The sequence below is a fragment of the Pseudomonadota bacterium genome (genome assembly GCA_026390555.1).
In the GTDB taxonomy this organism is placed as follows: Bacteria; Bdellovibrionota_C; UBA2361; order UBA2361; family OMII01; genus OMII01.
The window spans coordinates 44,243-67,252 of record JAPLFS010000074.1; the positions used below are offsets into that span (position 1 = coordinate 44,243).

The 23,010-nt window shown below is 51.4% G+C and carries 23 protein-coding genes and 1 tRNA gene; 7 read left to right on the plus strand and 17 right to left on the minus strand.

Annotated elements, in window-relative coordinates; genetic code table 11:
- The first annotated feature begins 49 nt into the window (after nt 1–49).
- A complete protein-coding gene (locus NTV65_10415) occupies nt 50–1,048 on the plus strand; it encodes a GAF domain-containing protein (protein ID MCX6115608.1) in 999 nt (332 codons plus the stop codon).
- 46 nt (nt 1,049–1,094) lie between these two features.
- On the plus strand, nt 1,095–2,108 hold the full coding sequence (locus NTV65_10420) for a rod shape-determining protein (GenBank protein ID MCX6115609.1): 1,014 nt from the start codon (nt 1,095–1,097) through the stop codon (nt 2,106–2,108).
- 10 nt (nt 2,109–2,118) lie between these two features.
- On the opposite strand, the gene NTV65_10425 is transcribed toward NTV65_10420, so the two are convergent.
- The 5 genes from NTV65_10425 to NTV65_10445 all read right to left on the minus strand — a co-directional run bounded on the left by NTV65_10425 (nt 2,119) and on the right by NTV65_10445 (nt 7,396).
- Complete coding sequence (locus NTV65_10425; protein ID MCX6115610.1) at nt 2,119–3,612, minus strand: ComEC/Rec2 family competence protein; 1,494 nt, start codon at nt 3,610–3,612, stop codon at nt 2,119–2,121.
- A 1,553-nt stretch (nt 3,613–5,165) separates the two neighbouring features.
- Complete coding sequence (locus NTV65_10430) at nt 5,166–5,357, minus strand: hypothetical protein (GenBank protein ID MCX6115611.1); 192 nt, start codon at nt 5,355–5,357, stop codon at nt 5,166–5,168.
- A 251-nt stretch (nt 5,358–5,608) separates the two neighbouring features.
- The gene (locus NTV65_10435) at nt 5,609–5,830 is read right to left on the minus strand and encodes a hypothetical protein (GenBank protein MCX6115612.1); all 222 of its coding nucleotides are present in this window, start codon (nt 5,828–5,830) and stop codon (nt 5,609–5,611) included.
- A 30-nt stretch (nt 5,831–5,860) separates the two neighbouring features.
- Entirely contained in the window at nt 5,861–7,114 is a 1,254-nt protein-coding gene (locus NTV65_10440) for a hypothetical protein (protein ID MCX6115613.1), read from the minus strand.
- Nucleotides 7,115–7,132: 18 nt separating this feature from the next.
- The gene (locus tag NTV65_10445; GenBank protein ID MCX6115614.1) at nt 7,133–7,396 is read right to left on the minus strand and encodes a hypothetical protein; all 264 of its coding nucleotides are present in this window, start codon (nt 7,394–7,396) and stop codon (nt 7,133–7,135) included.
- A 100-nt stretch (nt 7,397–7,496) separates the two neighbouring features.
- Between NTV65_10445 and NTV65_10450 the strand changes: the two genes are divergently transcribed.
- Complete coding sequence (locus tag NTV65_10450; GenBank protein ID MCX6115615.1) at nt 7,497–8,450, plus strand: hypothetical protein; 954 nt, start codon at nt 7,497–7,499, stop codon at nt 8,448–8,450.
- 33 nt (nt 8,451–8,483) lie between these two features.
- Here the strand turns inward: NTV65_10450 and NTV65_10455 are convergent, their stop codons facing one another.
- The 8 genes from NTV65_10455 to NTV65_10490 form a co-directional block, all read right to left on the minus strand.
- Nucleotides 8,484–9,395, minus strand: a complete 912-nt coding sequence (locus tag NTV65_10455; protein ID MCX6115616.1) for a hypothetical protein — start codon at nt 9,393–9,395, stop codon at nt 8,484–8,486.
- A gap of 90 nt (nt 9,396–9,485) precedes the next feature.
- Nucleotides 9,486–10,082 carry a 50S ribosomal protein L9 gene (rplI, locus tag NTV65_10460; GenBank protein MCX6115617.1) on the minus strand — a complete coding sequence of 199 codons (597 nt, stop codon included), beginning with the start codon at nt 10,080–10,082 and terminating at the stop codon, nt 9,486–9,488.
- Between the two features lie 49 nt (nt 10,083–10,131).
- Nucleotides 10,132–10,518: a 30S ribosomal protein S6 gene (gene rpsF, locus NTV65_10465; protein ID MCX6115618.1), complete on the minus strand. Its 387-nt coding sequence runs from the start codon at nt 10,516–10,518 to the stop codon at nt 10,132–10,134.
- Nucleotides 10,519–10,723: 205 nt separating this feature from the next.
- Complete coding sequence (gene pth, locus NTV65_10470; protein MCX6115619.1) at nt 10,724–11,389, minus strand: aminoacyl-tRNA hydrolase; 666 nt, start codon at nt 11,387–11,389, stop codon at nt 10,724–10,726.
- A gap of 16 nt (nt 11,390–11,405) precedes the next feature.
- Nucleotides 11,406–12,125: a 50S ribosomal protein L25 gene (locus NTV65_10475; GenBank protein ID MCX6115620.1), complete on the minus strand. Its 720-nt coding sequence runs from the start codon at nt 12,123–12,125 to the stop codon at nt 11,406–11,408.
- A gap of 186 nt (nt 12,126–12,311) precedes the next feature.
- The gene (locus NTV65_10480; GenBank protein MCX6115621.1) at nt 12,312–13,256 is read right to left on the minus strand and encodes a ribose-phosphate pyrophosphokinase; all 945 of its coding nucleotides are present in this window, start codon (nt 13,254–13,256) and stop codon (nt 12,312–12,314) included.
- A gap of 60 nt (nt 13,257–13,316) precedes the next feature.
- Nucleotides 13,317–13,391: transfer RNA gene (locus NTV65_10485), tRNA-Gln, on the minus strand.
- Nucleotides 13,392–13,469: 78 nt separating this feature from the next.
- Nucleotides 13,470–14,468, minus strand: coding sequence for a hypothetical protein (locus tag NTV65_10490; protein MCX6115622.1), 999 nt, complete (start codon nt 14,466–14,468; stop codon nt 13,470–13,472).
- Nucleotides 14,469–14,570: 102 nt separating this feature from the next.
- Between NTV65_10490 and NTV65_10495 the strand changes: the two genes are divergently transcribed.
- The gene (locus NTV65_10495) at nt 14,571–15,407 is read left to right on the plus strand and encodes an inositol monophosphatase family protein (GenBank protein ID MCX6115623.1); all 837 of its coding nucleotides are present in this window, start codon (nt 14,571–14,573) and stop codon (nt 15,405–15,407) included.
- Nucleotides 15,408–15,414: 7 nt separating this feature from the next.
- Here the strand turns inward: NTV65_10495 and NTV65_10500 are convergent, their stop codons facing one another.
- The 3 genes from NTV65_10500 to NTV65_10510 form a co-directional block, all read right to left on the minus strand.
- Nucleotides 15,415–15,831 (minus strand): TraR/DksA C4-type zinc finger protein, encoded by a 417-nt coding sequence (locus tag NTV65_10500; GenBank protein MCX6115624.1) that lies wholly within the window; start codon nt 15,829–15,831, stop codon nt 15,415–15,417.
- 266 nt (nt 15,832–16,097) lie between these two features.
- Complete coding sequence (locus NTV65_10505) at nt 16,098–17,669, minus strand: methylmalonyl-CoA mutase family protein (GenBank protein ID MCX6115625.1); 1,572 nt, start codon at nt 17,667–17,669, stop codon at nt 16,098–16,100.
- Between the two features lie 20 nt (nt 17,670–17,689).
- Nucleotides 17,690–18,505: a hypothetical protein gene (locus tag NTV65_10510; GenBank protein MCX6115626.1), complete on the minus strand. Its 816-nt coding sequence runs from the start codon at nt 18,503–18,505 to the stop codon at nt 17,690–17,692.
- A 120-nt stretch (nt 18,506–18,625) separates the two neighbouring features.
- Between NTV65_10510 and NTV65_10515 the strand changes: the two genes are divergently transcribed.
- From NTV65_10515 to NTV65_10525, 3 genes are read left to right on the plus strand one after another with little or no spacing between them, the layout of a single operon-like run.
- Nucleotides 18,626–20,176: an acyl-CoA carboxylase subunit beta gene (locus NTV65_10515; protein MCX6115627.1), complete on the plus strand. Its 1,551-nt coding sequence runs from the start codon at nt 18,626–18,628 to the stop codon at nt 20,174–20,176.
- 34 nt (nt 20,177–20,210) lie between these two features.
- The gene (locus NTV65_10520) at nt 20,211–20,474 is read left to right on the plus strand and encodes a hypothetical protein (protein MCX6115628.1); all 264 of its coding nucleotides are present in this window, start codon (nt 20,211–20,213) and stop codon (nt 20,472–20,474) included.
- Entirely contained in the window at nt 20,471–20,869 is a 399-nt protein-coding gene (locus tag NTV65_10525; GenBank protein ID MCX6115629.1) for an acetyl-CoA carboxylase biotin carboxyl carrier protein subunit, read from the plus strand. Before NTV65_10520 ends, NTV65_10525 begins: the two co-directional genes overlap by 4 nt.
- 260 nt (nt 20,870–21,129) lie before the next feature.
- On the opposite strand, the gene NTV65_10530 is transcribed toward NTV65_10525, so the two are convergent.
- Nucleotides 21,130–23,010, minus strand: a 1,881-nt coding sequence (locus NTV65_10530) for an alkaline phosphatase family protein (GenBank protein ID MCX6115630.1), incomplete at its 5' end; no start/stop codon positions are given.

Below are 23,010 nucleotides of genomic sequence, written 5' to 3' on the forward strand. Positions count from 1 at the left end.
AAGTTGCGACTACCCGCCAAAAAGATCTTGTAAACATCGGGCTGTTTTAATGACCTTTATCAACCAACTTAAAGAGGACCTCAAGAAGCTAGCCAGACTAGGGGCTAATATCTCTGAGTCCCATACCTGCGCGATATTTCTTCCAACCGAGCTTTTAATTGAGTCCTCCTCGGGGGTCGCGCGCAGCTCAGAACAGAGCCCTACAAGCATTGAGCTTGTGGCTATGCACTCCCTCTCAACTACCCTAACTCGCGACTGCCGTCTGCAGATCGGCAGTGGGTTGATCGGATGGGTAGCTCAGCACGGCCGCCCTATTCACGTTGCGCCCTTTGATCTAGACAGCGCAACCCTCGGTATCTATACCGAATCCGAGCCAATTAAGAGCCTGGTTGCTGTTCCTATAACCATGCCAACTGAGGCCTCTGATGCTCGTAAAAGCGCCCCACCCTGCGCCGGCGTTCTGATGTGCGACAGTCGCAAGGCATTCTCCTTTACAAAGCTGCAGATCAAGCATCTTGAGGACGTTGCGACCCAGATCTCGCGCTTACTCTACTGGGGCCTCTTTAAAAAACAATCAACCTCAGTTGAGTCCTCCTGGGAGAGTTTCTGTTTAAAGCTAGCTCAACTTGGGGATGCTCTCGGCTCTGACTCGGTAGAGGTTCTACGCATTTCGGTTGATACGTTCAGCCAGGTTGAGCACGAACACGGCATCTCAATAGCCGTACAACAGAGCGAACAGTTCGTGCGCCTAGCCCAACAGGCGCTTCCACCACACTTCCCCCTAGTCCGGGTTCCTAATGGCGATATCCTGGTTGCGCTCGATAATATGATGAGCTCCTTCTTTCAGCACAAGCTGCGCACTCTGGCTAGCCACCTCAGTACAGAGGCGAAGCCATTCGCTGTCTCAGTATTATCCTTTCCAGCCCGATCTGGTCGTGGGCAGGGTATGGATATTGATCTAATCCTGCAACAACGACCAACAGCAAACAAAACAATGTCAAAAGCTAGCGCTACTAAGGTAGTGGTAGGAGGAGGAACGCGTGCTTAAACTTCCTGAAAAAGCCTCGCTCTACGGCTCTCCACTATGGCGGCGGATGTCAGCGCTTATAAGCGCTGACGTTGCGATCGATCTAGGGACTGCGAATACCCTAGTTTACGTTAAAGGACGCGGAATTGTGTTGAATGAGCCCTCGGTTGTGGCGCTCGATGCAGAGACCAATGAGATCCTAGCAGTCGGTCTTGCCGCAAAGCAGATGTTTGGCAAAACCTCACGCAAGATCAGATGCGTGCGCCCGATCAAGGACGGGGTGATTGCGGACTTTGAAGTAACCACCGCAATGATTCGGCATATGCTAAAAGTTGTGCGAAATCGTTGGTCACTTGTACGTCCGCGCGCTGTAATAGGAGTTCCGTCAGATATCACCCAGGTAGAGAAGCGCGCAGTGCTCGACGCCGCGCTATCATCCGGCGTTCGTCAGGTATTTATGGTTGAGGAGTCAATGGCTGCAGCCGTTGGTAGTGGTCTTCCTATTGAGCAGCCGATCGGCAGTATGGTTGTCGATATAGGGGGCGGAACAACTGAGATAGCGATCCTCAGCCTTGGCGGTACGATCTATTCTTACGCTATTCGTATCGCTGGTGACGAAATGGATGAGGCTATTCAGCGCCACATTAAACAACGGTGCGGCATTGAGATCAGCATCTTCGAAGCCGAGCGGGTAAAGATAACGATCGGATCTCTATTAACGCACGTTCCACACCTTGTCATGACCGTATTTGGTCGTGACGTTGCAACTGGAATGCCCCGTTCCATGGAGATTAACAACGAGGTAGTTCGTACCGCGCTACAAGAGCCACTCTGTTCGATTGTAGGCGCTATCTATACCGCCCTTGAGAACGTTAACCCTGAAGTTGCTCAGGATATCCTAGCAAACGGAGTGCACCTTGCAGGTGGTGGCGCATTGCTACGCGGGCTAGCAGAGAAGCTCAGCGAGAGGAGTGGTATTAAGTTCGTTCGAGATTCGGATCCACTTACCTGCGTGATGCGCGGAGTTGGGCGTGTCGTAGAGAACCTCGATACTTTACGAGGGATCTGTATAGCGGCCTAGTGCACCAGATCTATCGCACCAGATCTAAGGGTGCATTTATACTCTGCTGGCGCGCGGCGCGCAGTAGAATAAGCCCTGAACCAAGCGTTAACGCCGCACACGTTACAAGCTGCCAGACCCCCTCAACCGTACCTCCAGCAAGGGCTGATTCACTTAGCAGAAGCAAGCACTCTGCGATAAGTTCATTGATCCATACCACCACAAGAAAGGGCCCACTGCTAAGGGGTAGATCGAGCCAGCTTAGTGCTAATCCAACGATCCCTGCGGTACAGTTCAGAAACGACCACGGTGCAGCCAGCAGCAGGTTAAGGATTAAGCCTGCAAACGAAACTGCGCCGGACCATGCCACAACGACTGCACTTGTAAAGAGCCAGACCGCCGTATTAATCCAGAGATAGCTTCGAATCCAGCTTCCACGACCAAGACACATACCTACGCCGATTCCGGCGAGTGCGGCAAATGTCAGTTGAACTCCGATCTCTAGCGCAGCCCACGGCCATATAAGCTGCATCACAAGCAACGCTACACCCCAGCGCTGCGCAAACCGCCGCCCGAACTCTCCCAAAGATTCTAGGCAAACACAGGCAGCGGCTACGAAGGCGCGCGTTGCTGACATCTCTGCTCCGATAAAAAGCACATACACGAGCGCTACGCCAAGTGCAGCAATCATTACAGCAAGACGCACAAAGCGTCCCGATAATATCTGCGCCCCAAGCCCAGCCAAGCACGCTGCAACAACCCCAAATACTAGGCTGACCTGATATCCCGAAACGACCAGCAGGTGCGTTAATCCAAGCCGTGTAAAGGCATCCTCTACGGGCTTGCTTAAGAGATCGTGGTATCCAAGCGCCATGGAAAGAAAGAGTGTTGCTCCGCGGCGCTCTTGCGCGATGCCATCAACGCGTTTCATAACCATCTCCCTACCGATTGTAAACGGCGCACTTGCTTCACGCCAAATCGGTGTTGAGATAAAATCTGCCTTGCACTCGTAGCGCACCCCTCGGCGCCAGAGCCAGCTCTGCCACGACCATGGGTTAGACTCTCTCTGCACCCCCTGGGCAACTCCACGCAGCCAAACTATATCGCCCTGCAGGAGACTTGCACTATTACGCCACGGTAGCTCTAGCGCTCTGCAGGAGAGAAGTGGCGAGTCAGATGCAAGGAGATCACGGGCTTTAAATACGACCCGTCCTGGAGTAGTGCGTCGTGGCTCACCCTCAATCTGAACTATCGTTACGAGCTCCCTACTAGGCGCTGCACTACTGTCGCAGTAAATTGCCACAATACAGGAGAATACCCCTATAAGCAGCCCCATTAGAAGACCGCGAAATCCCCTGGCGGTTACTGCAAGGAGGAATGCAAGCACCATCACCGTAGATAACATAAGGCTTGGACTTAGAAACCAACAGAGCAGTTGTCCAAGGGCTACCGTAAGCGCAAAGAGCGTTGCTGGAGAGTAGCTGCGTGCGGTTGCAATGTAGCGCCGCAGCAATCTTAGCGGCACCCCTCTTAGAAATAATTGGATCACTGTTAGGGGCATTACTCTAAGCAACATCAAGTACATTCGAGAGTTTCCCCTCTTTGTTGCCTAAAATGGTGGTGGATCTCCGTACTACAAGGTGGTTGAGACTTAGGAGAGGAAATTAGTAGAAAATTACATAATTTCACTCACTTAAATCTATCAAATTTCGAAAAACATACCCGCCTTTTGAAGCCCTATAACCTCATCTCAGAGGATCTTAAGTTTTCCTCAGATCATGTCGATCTAGGTAGTTGCAGCGTAAAGCAATCGTAGGGCATTAGATCTATGTGGCATCACATAGAGAATAGAATAAGGGGCGTGGGCGCATATATAGCGCTGATGCTATCGGTTTGCCTTTTTACCGCCATCTCTTTACAGCCGCGCGGGCTTAAGGCGATCCGTGATCGCAAAAAGAGAACTCGACCTCTCTGGAGCCAGTGTGTTGTCCGCGTCCTCCACCTGATCACATTTATTTTGGTGTTTCTCGCGCCTATGGGGGTGCATGCACAGAGCAGCACGGTTTACTCACACTTAGGCTATTCTCAAACGTATGTCGTCCCGGCCAATGTGTCTAGTCTTCAGGTCAAGCTTTGGGGAGCAGGTGGTGGAGGCGGAACGGGACCAACGGCTGGAACTGCATCTTCAATTGGTGGAGGTGGCGCGGGCTACACAACGGGCTATCTCGCGGTGACACCAGGCGAAAGCTTGGCGGTCATCGTTGGTGGTGGTGGCCAGACTTCTACCTTTGGTGGTGGAGGGGGACGCTCCGCGATTCGCCGAAGTTCTACAGAGCTAGCAACGGCGGGTGGGGGCGGAGGCTCGGGTTGGGATGGCTACTACAGCAGTGCGGGTATGGGTGGCGGCGCAGGAGGCGCAAGCAGTGGAACCGCATCAACGTCCTGTCAAAGTATCTGCTACTCGGGCGGTGGGGCCGGTACGCAGTCGGCAGGTGGAGCGGGCGCAGAATACCGCGCTGGATGCGGAAATAGCGGTGCGGCGGGCGCGGGCACTCAATTTCAAGGTGGCCAGGGGCAAGGCGCTTCCCTTGTGGGTGCCGGAGGATACGGAGGTGGCGGTTCAGGGGCAGATGTATCTTGTGAGGGCGGTGGTGGCGGTGGTGGTGGCGGCTACTACGGCGGCGGTGGAGGAGGCAGCAGTGCGACTGGCAGCTATGGCGGAGGCGGTGGAGGCGGCGGTTCTGGCTACACGGGAGGACTCACCACTGCATCGACAACCGCAGGTGGTGACTCAGGTGACGTGCGAAATGCTGCGGGACGAACTGACGCTGATTATGTCTCAGGGGCCGGTGTTGGAGGAGCAACGGCCTCAACCGGTGGAAACGGTACGGTCGTTATTTACGCGATTACTCCAACACCAACTAATACGCCGACTAATACTCCAACAAATACGCCAACACCAACTAATACGCCGACGAATACACCAACAAATACACCAACAAAAACTCCGACTAATACACCTACTGCAACCCCAACCTCAACTAATACGCCAACCGCTACACCTACTAATACGCCAACTCAAACTCCAACTAATACACCTACAAACACTCCAACACCAACTAATACGCCGACTAATACACCAACAAGTACGCCTACTAACACACCTTCAAATACGCCAACTAATACTCCAACTAATACTCCAACAAACACTCCAACAAACACACCTACAAATACGCCAACAAAAACTCCGACTAATACACCTACAAACACTCCAACAAATACACCAACTAATACACCAACTCAGACTCCAACTAATACACCTACTGCAACCCCACTAATACTCCAACCAACACACCTACAAATACGCCAACAAAAACTCCGACTAATACACCTACAAACACTCCAACAAATACACCAACTAATACACCAACTCAGACTCCAACTAATACACCTACTGCAACCCCAACCTCAACTAATACGCCAACCGCTACACCTACCAATACGCCAACTAATACACCAACTCAAACTCCAACTAATACACCTACAAACACTCCAACGCCGACTAATACTCCAACAAATACGCCAACTAGTACGCCTACTAACACACCTTCAAATACGCCGACTAATACACCAACAAAAACTCCGACTAATACACCTACAAACACTCCAACACCAACCAATACGCCAACAGATACACCAACTAACACTCCAACCAATACACCTAGGAATACTCCAACAGACACGCCGACAAATACACCAACAAATACGCCGACTCATACCCCAACAGTTACGCCAACTAATACACCAACCAATACGCCTACCGATACGTCAACAAATACTCCAACAAACACACCAACTGATACGCCTACGGACACACCAACAGTTACGCCAACTAACACCCCAACTGATACACCAACTGATACGCCGACCGATACGTCAACAAATACTCCAACAGACACTCCAACAAACACACCAACTGATACGCCTACGAATACTCCAACAGTTACGCCAACAAACACCCCAACTGATACGCCTACTGACACACCAACAGTTACGCCAACTAACACCCCAACTGATACACCAACTGATACGCCGACCGATACGTCAACAAATACTCCAACGGACACTCCAACAAACACACTAACTGATACGCCTACGAATACTCCAACAGATACGCCAACAAACACCCCAACTGATACGCCTACGGACACACCAACAGTTACGCCAACTAACACACCAACTGATACACCAACGGATACGCCAACTGATACGTCAACAAATACTCCAACAGACACTCCAACCAATACACCTACGAATACTCCAACAGATACGCCAACTAACACACCAACTGATACGCCTACGAATACTCCAACAGTTACGCCAACTAACACACCAACTGATACACCAACTGATACGCCGACCGATACGTCAACAAATACTCCAACAGACACTCCAACAAACACACCAACTGACACGCCTACGAATACTCCTACAGTTACACCAACAAACACACCAACTGATACACCAACGGACACACCAACAGTTACGCCAACTAACACCCCAACTGATACACCAACTGATACGCCGACCGATACTTCAACTAGCACTCCAACAGACACTCCAACAAACACACCAACTGACACGCCTACGAATACTCCAACAGTTACGCCAACTAACACACCAACTGATACACCTACGGACACACCAACAGTTACACCAACTGATACGCCTACGAATACTCCAACAATTACGCCAACTAACACACCAACTGATACACCAACTGATACGCCGACCGATACTTCAACGAATACTCCAACAGACACTCCAACAAACACACCAACTGATACGCCTACGGACACTCCAACAGTTACGCCAACTAGCACTCCAACAGATACCCCAACTAACACGCCAACAGTTACACCAACTAGGACTCCAACCAACACGCCAACAGACACCCCAACTAACACTCCAACATATACCCCAACATCAACGCCAACTAATACTCCAATCAATACATCAACAAACACCCCTACCGTAACACCAACCTATACTTCAACGAATACTCCAACGGATACGCCAACCACTACTCCAACTAACACACCAACAATAACGCCAACGACAACTCCCACTAACACTCCGACATCAACCCCAACATTAACTCCAACATCTACTCCAATTAATACTTCAACAACAACTCCCACAGTTACGCCAACTAATACGCCGACCTCTACTCCAACGACAACCCCAACTGCAACTCTAACCAATACACCGACATCGACTCCTACCGTTACGCCGACCAGTACTATCACACCGACAGCAACTGCTACCGCAACATTTACGGATACTCCGATTAACCGCGATGTTAACGTTTTCGGATCTGCGCAGATCGATTTAACTCCGCTAGCCTACATGCCGCTCGACATTAACGGAGACGTTGTAACAACCGACGAGCTTGGAGCCTTCGCTGTTATCCTGAAAGAAAAAAATGAGTACAAGATCACCTCTGGTTTGCCAGCCAATTTAGGGGGAGTAGCCGCGGTATCCTTTACCGATATACTTGAATCTGGTGCGAGCCTTGCCGAACGCAGCCCTGTAATTATACCGATGCAGAGAAACGTTCGTCTCGACGGCCCCGTTTGTCGAGTTCTGCGAAACGATGCTATAGAGCTGGCGTTCTTCCCATACGAGAATACAACTAGCTCGATTCCAGGCCTGCCGGACGGCGTCCAAATAGAGGTTCCTCTTATTTACAGCAAGCTCAATCAGATTTTCTCACCTACCGACAATCCTAACCCAGCCCCGGCACCTGAAACGCTCTTCGCCATCGGTAAGAATGGGTTTGCAAGAGAGCTCTCAGCTTTTGCAACCAGCACAGGCACATATGCTGGCACATGGAACTTTCTTGGCGAGCAGGCTATTATCGACGGACAACTTGAAATATGTGCAGATCGAGGAGATAGCGAACTCTGCACTCCAACTGACGAGATAGCGCTAAATGAGATTACGATCTACACGAACAAGGTAATTGTCAGTCAAATTACTAAGACCAACAGAATTGCTACTAGCAAACCATCGAAACAAAATCGAGCTAACAGTCGCTTTATCACCAAGCGTGGATCAGAGGTCCTCGCTGCCATTACGCAGCAGATCTCTACTTACTACAATACGTACACCTGCCAGGTTGTGGTGGCATCGTGTCGCACTATCAAGGTAGATAAAAATAAGATTAACGCTTTATTTAATCGACTCTACACCAGAACCCCTCGGGGTCTTGAGTCCCTGACTAGTGACAAGGCAGCGCGCAAGAAGCGTCTTGAGGCTCTACTCAAGAATATTCCCCAAAATGTAGCGAGCTGCGATTAGATAACTATTCACACGGCCTGATTCTGGGAATAGTTACCTTATTTTACGCTGCTCATGTCCAACCTTACCGGGTTGAATAGTTAGAGCCATTGCTCCTCTATCTTTTTTAGGAGAAGCCCATAGTGCTACCTGTTCTGGAGTAACTGAATCAGGAAGGACCAACGGCTGTTGCGCCATCGTACGGATAAATGAGCTAAGATCATCAGAGAACCCCCGTGACTGAATAATTCCAAATGGCCCTATGCGACCACGAAATTTGCTTGAGCTGAATGCTCCCACCAGAAGATCCGCACTTGTATCTGGGAGCTCAGAGGATTCTATGCTGTAGCCCCCCAACACTATGGGCTTGCCCTTATCCGCTAGTGCCGCCAGGTGTAGCCCTAAGAATTTATGTTCGCGCATGCTCAGAGCTAGTAGATACCACTGCTGCGCTTTAATCTGCGTAGCCGCAAAGGTATACCAACGTCCCTGTCCTAACTTATCCTGCCAATAGACCTGCGGACGAACACCATCAGGACCACCGGCCAACGAGATCCCATATCCGTTACGCACTTTGCTCTGCGGATCGTACTTAGCAACTAATGAGGCACGCTCCTCTTTGTCGAGCGGCTCGCGTAATTTAAACCAGACATAAAAGAGAAAATCGGTTGTACTACTAGGATTGAGTGACGGCGCATGCAGCACACGCAGAGCAATTCCTGGGGCATTTACTATTAAGGCGCCGTCGAATACATCATCTAGCACGGCCCCTCCAGATTCACCAAAGGAGGAGCGCCCCGCTGCAAAAAATGAAGCTATACACAGCAGTCCAAGATATGCAGCGATAAAGGCAACACAGAAACCACCTATCAAGGCCCACTTTGAACGCAGTCTTGATCGAGCGCTTAAAGCACCCTGCTTGGTTTGAGTATCAGCATTAACTTCTAAGGCTTGTGAGCCTGACATCTGGCGTTCCCCTTCGCAGTAGCACGTCCATGCACCCGTGCATATACGGATGCGAAGCCTAGCTACTCAGGAAGATTCGAGCGGATAGAGCTACTCAGCGGACTCGCTCTCAACCGACTGGTCTGTCTGAGCGGCAGCCTCGCTATCTCCGTCAAAGGCATCCTCAGCTGCGGCCATTTTACGACCCCTGCGTCGACCCTTACCAGTCTCCCCTTCCTCTGCACTAACAACCGGAGCAGCCAGTTGTGCTGCGATAACTTTGATCTGAAGAGGGATTGAAACCTCTGAATGAAGCTTTACCTCTACAGTATGAAGACCGGAAGATTTAATTGCATCAACCAAGCGGATCTGACGCCTATCAACCTGATAGCCTAAGACCTTTAGTGAAGCTTCGATATCCTTACTAGTAACAACTCCAAAGCTCTTGCCCTTAGCGCCTACCTTAAGTGTGAACTCAACTACAACCTGCTTTAGGATATTTCCAAACTGCTCAGCCTCGAGCTTCTTCTTAAGGCGCTTTGCTAGGATCACGCTGAGCTTGTGCTTGAGCAATCGATCGTTAGTCTGCGAAGCCTCAACTGCCAATCCACGCGGGATGAGAAAGTTACGGGCAAAGCCGCGCTTAACACTTACCGTGTCGCCGATATAACCGAGTGAGAGAAAATCTTCGCGTAAAATTATTTGCATGACCGTAATTCCTTCTAAACTTTGCACCAGGCTATGGGCAGACTAGAATTTAATAAAATGAATCCGAGGATGAATCGAAATCATCCGATTCCCTACGAGGCTCCGTAAGACGCTTAGGATTGCCCTTGAACTTACGAGTTGTGCTCTTAATCAGGTGCGTCTGAAACTTCTGCACCGACTCTGTAATACGAAGAACCGACTGAAGAGCATTTGGAGCCTCATGATTAGAAGCCTCGTAGTTGAATACAACATAGTAGCCGAAACGCTGCTTGTTAAAGCTAAATGCAGCCTCTTTCTTGCCCCACTGATCAACTGTTGTAATCTTCGCTTTGTTTGATGCGAGGATACCCTCAACCTTCTTGATCTCATCTTTAATCTGAGAGTCGGTTAAACGGGGGTTAAACACCACCACCGACTCATAACGGCGAACTTCCATGAGGCACCTATACTATATTCTTTAATTAACTAAATCTGCGAACCTAATTTCTGTCAGCTTTCCAGGCGATTGCCATGCGAGAGAACCTCTCGACGAATAGCGGCCATTCGCCCTTAAAAGCCGCTCAAGTCTATCAGATTAGGATAAAAACACAACCGATGTAGGGAGAAGTTAACGATCAGCGGATCAATAAGTTACCAATCAGCTAACCATTAAACCTATTTTGGGCGGCCCGCAGCCCTTCGCGTGCAAGGAGAACGACCGCGGCCGCAGCCTTAATAACCAATTCCTCAACAAATGGACCCTCTTCACGTGAAAAACGGCTTAAAACCCAGGTTGCGATACCCTCATCATCCTGGGCAAGTGGGCTCCCCGGGGGGGGCTTGCCTATGCCTACGCGCACCCGCGCATAGTTTCTACCCCCACATACGGTAGAGATCGAACGAAGCCCGTTGTGTCCACCCTCCCCACCATCAATCTTAACCCGGACAACGCCGAGCGGCAGGTCGATCTCATCATGGACGACTATCACCTGAGAGATCGGTATTTTACGAAAGGAGAGAAAGCTTTGCAGCGGCTCTCCGCTACGGTTCATAAAGGTCTGAGGCTTGATCAGGGCAGACTCCCAATCGATCAGGGTGGCCGTACTCTCAAGTCGCCCCGCCCGCTCCTGCCAACCATTATCGGCTAGATCGCCACTAAGCGCTGCTCTTGCATGGGTCCCAAATCTTGAATGCAACTCATCAGGAGACACTGCGCCTGATGAAGCGCGTAAGAGATCAGCAACGGCGAAGCCGATATTATGACGGGTAGATGCGTACTTAGCGCCAGGATTCCCAAGTCCAACGACGGTGAGATATCCAACACTCACGGCTATACTCCAGTGCTTACTTTGATGGAGCCTTGCCAGCCGGAGCCTTACCAGCTGCAGCCTTACCAGCTGGAGCCTTTGCACCTGCTGCAGCACCTGCTGCCGCTGGAGCCGCTGCAGCACCTGCTGTCGCTAGCGCACCCGCTGCACTTGGCTTAGCTTCCTCCTCAATAGCACGAGGAATAATAACGCTTACGATCGTCTTTTGAGGATCGTCTGTGAGCGTTACCCCTGCGTTTAAGATTAGCTGCTCAGCGTGAATCGATTGGCCCAAGCCGAGTGCGGTAATATCTACCTCAACAACTGATGGAATATTCCTTGGGAAACAGCGCACCGAGATCTCGTGCGTAACAACAGCCAGAATACCCTTCTGTACCTTTACGCCCGGGGCGTCGCCTACTATCTTAATAGGAACATCAACTGAGATCTGCTCATCATCCTTGAGTGTCTGAAAGTCAACATGGATAACTATACCCTTTAGGTAGTCCTGTTGAATCTCCTTTACTATCGCTACCTTGCCATCAAGAAGAGGCGAATCACTCTTGAAGGTAAAGACCTGAGAAAGACGCGCCTTCTGTGCAAGAAGGGTAAATTCCTTAAACGGAACCTGCACTGCTGTAGGCGTGTCATGTCGGTGGTAGGCAACTCCAGGAATTAACCCCTGCTTGCGGCTACGGTTGGCAGCGCCTTTACCGAGCTGTAATCTCTCAGAAACTTGAATTGTAAAATTTTCCACGGCTATAACTTCCTTAGTAAAAATGGAACGGCGACGTTATCAGAAGCCCCCGTGCAGGTAAAGAGCTGGTATGCGTAACTATCACCCCCGATTTGCGGAGTAAATCGACCCCCTTAGGGGCTTGTCTTTAGGGCCAATACGGGGCCACTCAAAGCTCTCAGTCGCCTCGTCAACCAAGTGTAATTACTAGCGGAACAGGCTACTTACCGAATCATCTGAGTGAATACGACGGATCGCCTCAGCAAAGAGTGGCGCTACCGAAAGGACCGTAACTTTATCGCCAGCAGCGCCCTTATTGTGCGGAATCGTATCGGTGACGATCACCTCCTCAATAGCTGAGTCGTTAAGCAGTTGGCGGGCATCCCCCGAAAGAACCGGGTGCACACAACACGCTATGACCTTCTTCGCCCCCGCCTTGAGCAGGGTTTCAGCAGCCTTAAGCAACGTTCCACCGGTATCGGCGATGTCATCCACGATAATGCAGATATCTCCCGCTACCTCTCCCACTACGCTCATTGAATCAACTCGGTTTGGGCCAGCACGCCGTTTATCGATCACCGCCAGTGGCGTGTTATCAAGTCGAGTTGCCAAGAATCGGGCACGCTCCAATCCACCAACATCGGGGGATACGATCGTAACTCCGCTGCTTCCGTATTTAGATTTAATGTACGGCACCATGATCGGCAACGCATACAAATTATCAACCGGAATATCGAAGAATCCCATCATCTGCCCAGCGTGAAGATCCATCGTCAGAACCCTATCGGCACCGGCAGTCGTGATCATATCAGCCACTAATTTTGCTGTAATCGGCACACGGGGCTTTATCTTTCGATCCTGCCGGGCGTAGCCAAAGTATGGTAGTGCCGCCGTGATGCGCCCTGCAGAGGAACGCTTAAGCGCATCGATTATAATCAGGAGCTCCATCAAATGATCGTTACCTGGGGTGCAGGTGCTCTGCATAACGAAGACATCCCCTCCCCGTACGTTATCGCCGATCTCAACCGACAGCTCGCCGTCGCTAAACTGAACAACTTCAAGCTCCCCGAGGTTAACCCCGAGCGTTGTTGCAACTGCGTTAGCAAAATTAGGATTTGAGCGCCCAGAGAAGACTAGAAGTGGTCGAGACACAAAGGCTCCTTAAGTCGAGGGGTTTCCCTATTTCTAATTTGGAGAGGCGATACTGCATACTGGTTGCCCGGGCAGGGGTCGAACCTGCGTATGGCGGAATCAAAGTCCGCTGCCTTACCACTTGGCGACCGGGCATCATCCAATGAGAGTTGAGTAGAACAACTAGGGCACTTTGGCAAGGGTGGGCTCGCTAAGTTGTCGTAATTTTAGGAGCTACGCGACAAGCTGCGTTTCTATCATGCTAGCCCTATGTACCGAGACGCCACGGGGAGTTAGCTCTTTAACTAGCTCCTCAATGCGCCCCAGCTCGCGCCTCTCGGTCAGGGCAAAGATGGCGCAACCGGAGCCCGTGATTGAACTACCCTCAGGAAAGAGCCTGCGTACTGCCTTTAAAGTCTCGCCCACCTCCGGCACAAATGCGACCACATCACGCTCAAAGTCGTTTTCAATAAGCTCCCGCAGCTCCTTAACTGGGTGACGAGAGAAGCTCTCCATGGCCACATCGCTCGCAGAGGGAATAATAGGGTGACGCTCTCTATAGTAGTTATAAAAGGCCCTGGTCGGAACCGGCGTTGGCGGAACAACTATCAGCACCTCCCCGGGCCATTGCGTTACACCTACCAGCGGCAGTACACGCTCACCTATGCCGCGCACCCAGCACGCTCCGCCGTACAGTGAGTACGGTACATCAGCTCCGCAAGAGAGCGCGGTCTTAACGATACTCTCGCGAAAGCTCTCCTCAGAGAGTCCGAGCTCTACGCATAAAAATGTCTGGAAATTATCCGCCAAGATGCGCAATACCGCGGCAGCATCGCTACTCCCCCCACCAAGACCGCTACCGATCGGAATACGTTTACGAATAGTAATGGTGACTCCAACCGGCGCAGATTCAAGATCAAATGCCTGCCAGAATGCATGAAAAGCCCGCACAGCTAGGTTAGACGCGGGTGGCTCATTTAAGATTCCGTGCGGCTCAATCTGCAAAATTACCTGCGGGGACTCCGAGAGGGTTAGCTCAATCTGATCGCTTAGATCGGTATTGCAATTGAACATGCTTAGAAGGTGATACCCATCCTCGCGCCTTCCAACAACCTTAAGCCGCAGGTTAATCTTGGCCAGGGCCTGCTGCGTAAAGAGTCCACGTACACATGAGAGTGCAAATTCCCTGGTGCGTGGTGTTAACGATTTGTCCAACCTTGTGTTCTCTGACATACTTTCTCGCACAGTGGAGCTTGCTAAAGCTACTTATTAGGAGCAGGCCTTACGATAACCTTGTTCTTTAATTCACTCCAGCCCGAAAGGATGCATATAACCGTGACCACAAAGAACGCTCCTGCAAATAGTGAGATCCTTAATGTTGCCCTTAAAGCCGCCGAACGCGCAGCTACCATAGCACGAGAGCAGCGCGCTTCGCTGACAGTTGCTGTCTCTTTTAAGGATGCGCGCAACCTCGTTACCACAGCCGATCTCGCAGCCGAGAAGGCTATTATCGAGACAATTCTGGAGCACTTTCCAGACCATAAGATACTGGCAGAGGAGTCGGCTCAGGGGCACACCCCAGAGCAGTACGGAGTTGGCCCACTCTGGGTAATCGACCCTATAGATGGAACTACGAACTATGCTCATGGACATTTTCAGGTCGGAATATCTATAGCATTTGCGTTCGATGGGATCGTACAGGTTGGTGTGGTTGCAGCACCCTTCCTGGCTGAGGTTTTCACGGCTGTCAAAGGTGGGGGCGCTTTCTGCAACGGGCTCAAAATTAATGTAGCTGACACAAAGAGCTTAGCTGACGCACTGGTATCGACAGGATTCCCTTACAAGCGCTCTAACGCTGCGAATATCTGCGCCCGTCTTGAGCGCGTACTAATTCGCTGCCGCGATATCCGCAGGCTTGGCGCAGCATCGCTCGATATTTGCTGGGTTGCGTGTGGACGACTTGATGCCTACTACGAAGAGACCCTGATGCCCTGGGACGGGGCGGCAGGTTGTCTTATAGCGCGCGAAGCAGGTGCCGTGATCGGTCACTATGCATATGATAACGACTCGCAGAAATTGACTGCAAAATATACGGGAGATCTATTTGTAGATAATCTAATAGTGTCTGGATGCGAATTCTTTGCGGAGCTTGAATCCGTACTTAACGCGTAATCAGTTCCTACAGGTCGTCACCCTCATCTGGGAATCCATCGCCATCATCATCTGCACTACGATCTGAATAGCGACGCTCCTCGTTCTCCTCAGCTGTCTTACAGTCGATACAAAGTTGCGCAACAGGTCGAGCCATAAGACGGGCAACTGCTATATGCTCACCACAGTTCTCGCACTCTCCGTATGTGTTATCCGCAAACTTTATAAGCGCAGCATCGATCTTCTTGAGGTGATTGAGTTCTCGCTTTCCGATCTTTAGGATCGAATTTTGATTAATTTCGAGCGCTGCGATATCAACCGTGTCGCCGCTGGCACCTTCAAGCTCCTCAACCGACTCATCGCTAAGGTCATCGAGGTGGCGTTGAATGCGCTTCTTCTCCTCTTCAAGTATCCCTTTTAAGGTATCAAGATCTTTCTTCTTCATAAAACTATCCTATTCATGAGCCGAGTTAAATCCGGCCACTCTATACCCTATCATTACTCTATTACTCAACCACTATATCGCTTAGTTCTCAACATAAGTCGAATAAGCTTTTAGGTTAGACGACTCAACCTAGCTGTTCAAGTGTTATTGTGCACCTTCATTATATAATTACGGGTCCTCACCGATAAGTGTGGGTACATTAGATGGAAAACCCCTGCGCGGGAACGTGAACCGCTTCCCGTTACCTGCTCCCGCTCCGATACCGGTTAACCCTGATACTCCCCAAAAACCGCACGCATAGCATCCGAGATCTCACCAACTGTACAGGAGCTACGCGCGCACTCAAGGATGAAAGATACAACCTCCCCCTCTGCGGCGGCAGCTCGCGTTAACGCTGCTAGGCTCTCTGTTGCAAGCGCCTGGTTGCGCCCCGCTCTGAGTGCCGCAACCCTTTGGCACTGCTCATGCTCAACTGCAGGATTAATCTTAAGTATGGGAGGCGCCTGTTCGGTGTCATTAGCATGGATATTCACCCCCACGACGCGCGTATACCCCTGCTCAATGGAGCGTTGCTCCGCATAGGAGGAGTTCTCTATCTCACCCTGAGGATAACGCTGCTCTATAGCTGCCAGCATGCCCCCTAATGCGTCGATCTTGGCGATACGAGCCCGTGCCTCTACCTCGATCCAATCGGTCCACGCTTCAATTAGGTAACTTCCCCCCAACGGATCGGCAGAGAGTGCCACCCCAGACTCCTCGGCCACTATCTGCTGGGTTCTGAGGGCGATCTGAGCGCTCTCCTCGGTCGGCAATCCAAGCGCCTCGTCGAATCCGTTCGTATGGAGCGACTGCGTCCCTCCAAACACCGCTGCCAGGGCCTGGATCGTCGTGCGGACTATATTATTTTGGGGTTGCTGCGCAGTTAGCGAGCTTCCAGCGGTCTGCGTATGAAAGCGCATCATCATTGACCTGGCATCCTTTGCCTGAAAGCGCTCCTTAACGATGCTGGCCCAGAGGCGGCGTGCGGCCCTAAATTTCGCTACCTCTTCAAGAAAGTTATTATGACAGTTAAAGAAGAAAGAGATGCGCGGGGCAATATCATCAACCGCAAGTCCTCTATCAATAGCAGCCTGGATATAGGCGATCCCATCAGCCAGGGTAAAGGCGACCTCCTCCACCGCTGTGCTGCCAGCTTCGCGGATATGGTACCCGGAGACGCTTACGGTGTTCCACTGCGGCACGTTTTTGGCGCAGAATGCAACGAGATCCGTTACAATTCGCATAGCAGGACGGGGCGGATAGATGTAGGTCCCACGCGCCACGTACTCCTTAAGGATATCGTTTTGAGTGGTGCCCCTAAGCGCACCCCACGAAACAGCGCGCCGCTCTGCAACAACTAGCAAAAACGCCAGCAATATCGCTGCCGTTGAATTAATCGTCATTGAGATCGAAACATCCTCCAGCGGTATGCCCTCAAAGAGCTGCTCCATATCGTCCACAGAGGTAATTGAAACTCCGACCCGTCCCACCTCTCCACGTGACAACGCATGGTCCGGATCGCGCCCCATCTGAGTAGGAAGATCAAAGGCTACACTTAGTCCCGTAATGCCCTGCTTAAGCAAAAAGTGATAACGGCTATTAGTGTCTTTGGCCGAACCAAAGCCAGCGTACTGCCGCATCGTCCAGAGCTTGCCCCTATACATGGAGTGATGAATTCCGCGGGTGAATGGAAACTCTCCCGGCTTGGATCCATCACCAGCCGCAACACTCTGCGAGCTATACACATCCTTAATCTCCATACCCGATGAGGTACGGCGCGGCTGATCTTTTTGATTCATGCTCTATCAGGCCTTATGATTTAATTCAGACGCAAAGATGTGGTAACCAGCCTCGCCAGTTCCTCTACCTTACTACGCCCCTCTACCGGTCCGACCACATTGATTGAGAGTAGCTTTCCATCAAACGATGCTGACAGAACTATGGTAGCCAACCTACCCCGCGAGGAGTTGCTTTCAAATTCATGTAGTAGAAGGGGAAGGTTGTTCTGTTCAACAACCTCTCTCTGTACCCATTTTAGACCAGGGATCGAGGTCTCATAAGCTGCCTCCAGGGTCTCCTTGAAGTCAGCTATCGCCCCTCGATCAACCAGCACCTCACCGAATCGGAAGGCTATGATGTAGCCACCACTTTGGCCACGCCAAGCTGCATCTGGATATGGGGGCGCCCGCCACCGTTCCTTAACCGCAACCCCACCCATTAACGAAAAGCCCTGCGGCAGCCGAAATGTCACACGCCCTCCGCACATCACGACCTGCTCCGGATCTTTAGTTTTCTCGCATTGTGGCGGCGCGATAAAGGAGACCTTGCGCGGACTTCCAAGCATGTTTTGATAGTCGAGGGTGGTTATGATAGCACGGGGTGACTCAAGTGAAGCCGATGGAAAGTCAGCCCCAACCGTCTCGCCCAGCCCGACTGACGTTACGAACTCCTGAAACTCCTGCCAGTTTTCCGGCCAGCGCTTATATTCACAGTAAAATGAGGACATAGCCTTGAACGCCTGCTCCTCAAACTCCTCCGGTGGGCGCACCGTCGTCGTAGTTGTTGAACACGCCAGTAAAAGAGCAGGCGTAACAAGTTTTAGGAGGGTGTTTAATATCCGATAGCTGTTTTTCACACTAAAACGATACCCTTCTGAGTTAAGGTTAGTAAAGCGGAGAATTTAGCTACCTAGACCCCCTACGCTTTATATCCCCCCTTCCCCACTCCTATTCTCGTGCTAGTATCCCTCAATAGTATGGATACAAACGACGAATTAGCGCGCAGAGATGCGCAAGCAGAACAGGGTGGTGGCGCTGAGCGGGTAGCAAAGCAGCACCAGGGGGGGAAGCTCACCGCTCGTGAGCGGATTAACTACCTAGTTGATCCCGGGTCGTTCTCTGAGCTCGATAAGTTCGTTACGCACCGCTCTAACAACTTCGGATTGGCAGACAAGCGTTATTTTGGAGACGGTGTCATTACAGGCACAGGACTCATTAACGGTCGAGTCGTGTGCGTATTTGCCCAGGACTTTACCGTTTTTGGCGGATCACTAGCCGCCATGCACGCCAAAAAGGTCGTCAAGATTATGGACCTTGCGGAACGGATCGGGTGTCCGATTATCGGCTTAAACGATTCTGGTGGAGCGCGCATCCAGGAGGGGGTCGAGAGCCTTGGGGGCTATGCAGATATCTTTCTTAGAAACACCCTACTCTCCGGTGTGGTGCCCCAACTTTCACTAATTATGGGGCCCTGTGCGGGGGGTGCTGTTTACTCCCCAGCTATTACCGACTTTGTACTGATGGTGAAGGGCTCAAGCCACATGTTCATCACCGGCCCCGACGTTATTAAGACCGTAACGAAGGAGGAGGTTTCAAAGGAGCTGCTTGGAGGCGCAGATACGCACTCCAATATCAGTGGAATCGCGCACCTTGAGGCTGAGAGCGATCAGGATTGCCTCGACCGCTGTAGGGAGCTGCTCTCCTTTATCCCGCAGAACAATCTAGACCAGGCTGCTCTCGTCATGTCTGGAGATCTGGCGACACGCGAGGATGCTGCGCTCGATACCCTGATTCCGGCTCAGCCGAACCTCCCCTATGATATTAAGGCGCTAATTCATTCGATCGCCGATTCGCACGAATTCTTCGAGATACAACCGACCTTTGCTCAAAATATCGTGATCGGATTTATCCGACTGAACGGCCGTTCAGTCGGCGTTGTTGCCAATCAACCCTCGGTACTAGCCGGCTGTCTGGATATAAACGCCAGTACCAAAGCTGCCCGTTTCGTACGCTTCTGTGATGCCTTTAATGTGCCACTCCTAACGCTTGTCGATGTTCCCGGTTTTCTGCCCGGCGTACAGCAGGAGCACGGCGGCATAATTCGACACGGGGCGAAGCTGCTCTACGCATTCGCTGAGGCAACCGTACCGAAGGTCACTGTGATTACACGCAAAGCTTATGGCGGGGCCTACGACGTGATGGCCTCTAAGCATATCCGCGCCGATATGAACTTCGCCTACCCGAGCGCCGAGATCGCGGTGATGGGCTCTGAGGGGGCCGTAAATATTATATTCCGTAAGGAGCTGGAGGATGCCGCGCTTACCGGAGATGCGCCGGAGCGTCGCGCGCAGCTAGTTCGTGAATATAGGGATAAATTCGCTAACCCGTGGGAGGCTGCAGAGCTCGGATTTATCGATGCTGTCATACGTCCCCGCGAGACACGCACTAGGGTAATCGAGGCCTTCTCGCTCCTCTCAACCAAGAGACAATCTAACCCGAAGAAAAAACACGGCAATATTCCCCTCTAAAAGCGCCTGATAGGAGCGCATGAATTAGGAGAGCATGAATAACATCGAGCTGCGACCACCACTACCGCCCCCCCTTTCACATACGGGGATTACATTTGTGTTCGGATCGTTTGATCAAGCTACGGCCCTATCTCCTGCAACCGTATGTGCCATAGCTGCGGCGCTAACAAACATCCTGCCTGCTGGCGAGCTCTCTGTGGCTCCCGATGGAAGAATTTTATGCTGTTCTGAAGCAGTTCGCTCGATCTGGCACCAGACCGGCCTGCTTGAAGGGATTGAGAGGGCCGAGATTCAATGAGTACTTACTCCATTTCAGTTCAGGGCAAGAGTTACCTTGTTGCCCTACGCTCTAGGCATGGAAGCACGCTCTCCTTTGCCGTTGATGATGTTGAGTACTCGGTTTCGGTAGCACCGCTGCTCAAAAGCCCGCGCGCTACTAGTACCGACGTTAATACGGCGCAGTCTGCCTCATCCACCATTAAAGAGCTGCGTACACCTCTGCCCGGCATCGTCTCCGAGATAAAGGTTAAGGAGGGTCAGACCGTGCAGAAGGGCGATATGCTGCTCGTAATAGAGGCGATGAAGATGGAGAATCCGATCAGGTCACCTCGTGGCGGGATCGTCAGCAAAATTCACGTATCAAAGGATCAAGAGGTACCAAGTGGTGCCGTGCTGGTTTCGTTTGAGTCTTAGTTTCAACGTAACTAGTCAGAATAAACTAAGGACGATTGCACACGTAGGAACTCTGTACCAACCCCTCAGGGGTCGATTTGCAGAGCAAATCGGGGGTGATAATATTAACTAGTCACAAAATATATCGTCCCCGATCAGGGGACAACAAGAAAGGGTGAGGGCGTACAAAGACCGCCTCCTATAAGCATTAACGAGTACAACAGTAAAACATGGTGACTAGTTACGTTTCAACTTTTAGGACCGACCGCAAGATCCAATAGCTACACAACCACCCGCCCCTCCATATAGCTGGGTGGTTTAATGCCGAAGAGATCTAGGGTGGTTGGGGCTATGTCGATGATATTTGGCGTATCGACCCTTAACGCTCTATTCACGAACAGGATACCTGGCACCTCCTGCGGATCGATATGGTGATCCCCACTCCAGGCTTTGAGATTATCAGAGAATACCTGCGGCTCTACGGTGCCGGTGATTGAATCCCACGAGACACGATAGCCAGGATTATACCCAACGATCAGATCGGGCGCCTCGCTAGTATAGAGCCCCCTGTAGGCCTTTCTGGTATCATAGACCCGTTTGATAGAAACTGCTCCATCGATAGGATCCAGAAGCCCCTCAAGCTTTGCTATAATCTCACCCTTAATAATCTCGCCCTGCTCCTCGGTTAGAATTCCGAAGCGCTCACGGCCACGCTTATTCGCGTAGATACCGGAGAGACCGATTGCAAAGGCCTTGGTACGGGTCCAGTCAACCTCCTGCAAGTAATCCAGTCCCTGCGGTTTATCAACCTTAAGGGCCAAATAGCCGTTCTCGTAGAGCCAGGTATTCAGATTGATACACCGTCTAAAGGAGGAGAAGCCGTGATCACTTAGAACCATCAGGAGAACGTTTGGCCCAAGCTCCGCCACCGTCTCTCCGACCAGGGCGTCCATCTTTTGATACATCTCGGGGATAACATTAGCAAACTTCTCAACGTTCTCTCGGGGGGCAGGATGCTTTGGATCGATATAGCGCCAAAACATATGCTGAATACGATCACTAGCATCAAAAACGCATATGCAGATGCCCTCACGGGTGCGGCGCAAGGTCTCAAAGAACATCTTCCTTCGCTCACCGTGCGAGAGCCAGGCCTGATCAAGGAAGCGTTGATCATCAAGGGCGAGTTCGTTACGCCCCCAGGTATCCTCAAGTAGTCCTAAAGTTCCGAAACTACCCTGACGTTTGGCAAGCCAACTTGAAAACAGTAACGGAGAGGCGATTGGAAGTACCGGCTTTGCTGGATCGACGTTAATCGGCGAGGCATAGATCGTAACGTGCTCATCCATCTCACGGATACATAGGCGCACGATGCCCTGCACCTTTTTGCGCCCAACCCTAAATACGACCGGTATCCAGGGCGAGAAGGTATTAATGGTTAGCTCTTCTCGTACCCCTGCTAACGTTACCTCTGCACGCTCTGCGCTCAAGATCTTAACGCAAAACTGCGCCTTAAGGTTACCACTCTTTCCATCCGGATCTGGCGGCCCCTCAAGTTCGCAGGTAATCAAGTTTCCTGATCGCACAACTGTGCGCACCTCGCCCCCTGTTGAGTCGCTACCCGCAGAGGCTTTGTGGTTACTACGGGTTGTAAAGAGCATGAAGGTGCCCTGTGTGCCGCGCAGATCGGGGGTACACATGGCCGAGAGGATATTGCCCTGGAATTTTTCAGGTGGGTACGAGATCGGAACACGGATAATGTTCGCCGTAATATTGCGCGCACCGAGTAGCTTCCAGAACGGTTGCGAACGCCGCATTAACCGCACCTTCGAACTGGTACGTGGAATAGTAAAGGGTCCGATCTTAAGCTCCTTGCGGGTCACCTCTGTTTTTACCGCTGAGAGCTCCGGAAGACAAAAGCGCTTATCACGGGTAAGAAAATCGAAGATATTGTGCGCACCTGGGTTTACTCCGGTCTGAAAGGTCGACCAAGCAACAGGTGAAAGTGCGGGCAACGTTGTTCCTAGGCGTGCATAGCCACCCTGCTCCTTTAACTTTTGAAAGTGTGGCAGCTTGCCCTGCGCTAGGTAGCCCTCAAGCAACTTTGGATCTAATCCATCGAGCCCAAGGATCACTACCCTTTTAACACGGGCGTTTTTTGGCCG

Coding starts and splice junctions, on each gene's coding strand:
- NTV65_10515 (MCX6115627.1), top strand. CDS start 18,626: ATGGATACAAACGACGAATTAGCGCGCAGAGATGCGCAAGCAGAACAG.
- rplI (MCX6115617.1), bottom strand. CDS start 10,082: ATGCAAATAATTTTACGCGAAGATTTTCTCTCACTCGGTTATATCGGC.
- NTV65_10520 (MCX6115628.1), top strand. CDS start 20,211: ATGAATAACATCGAGCTGCGACCACCACTACCGCCCCCCCTTTCACAT.
- NTV65_10455 (MCX6115616.1), bottom strand. CDS start 9,395: ATGTCAGGCTCACAAGCCTTAGAAGTTAATGCTGATACTCAAACCAAG.
- NTV65_10420 (MCX6115609.1), top strand. CDS start 1,095: ATGTCAGCGCTTATAAGCGCTGACGTTGCGATCGATCTAGGGACTGCG.
- NTV65_10450 (MCX6115615.1), top strand. CDS start 7,497: ATGCCGCTCGACATTAACGGAGACGTTGTAACAACCGACGAGCTTGGA.
- NTV65_10525 (MCX6115629.1), top strand. CDS start 20,471: ATGAGTACTTACTCCATTTCAGTTCAGGGCAAGAGTTACCTTGTTGCC.
- rpsF (MCX6115618.1), bottom strand. CDS start 10,518: ATGGAAGTTCGCCGTTATGAGTCGGTGGTGGTGTTTAACCCCCGTTTA.
- NTV65_10500 (MCX6115624.1), bottom strand. CDS start 15,831: ATGAAGAAGAAAGATCTTGATACCTTAAAAGGGATACTTGAAGAGGAG.
- NTV65_10490 (MCX6115622.1), bottom strand. CDS start 14,468: ATGTCAGAGAACACAAGGTTGGACAAATCGTTAACACCACGCACCAGG.
- NTV65_10415 (MCX6115608.1), top strand. CDS start 50: ATGACCTTTATCAACCAACTTAAAGAGGACCTCAAGAAGCTAGCCAGA.
- NTV65_10505 (MCX6115625.1), bottom strand. CDS start 17,669: ATGAATCAAAAAGATCAGCCGCGCCGTACCTCATCGGGTATGGAGATT.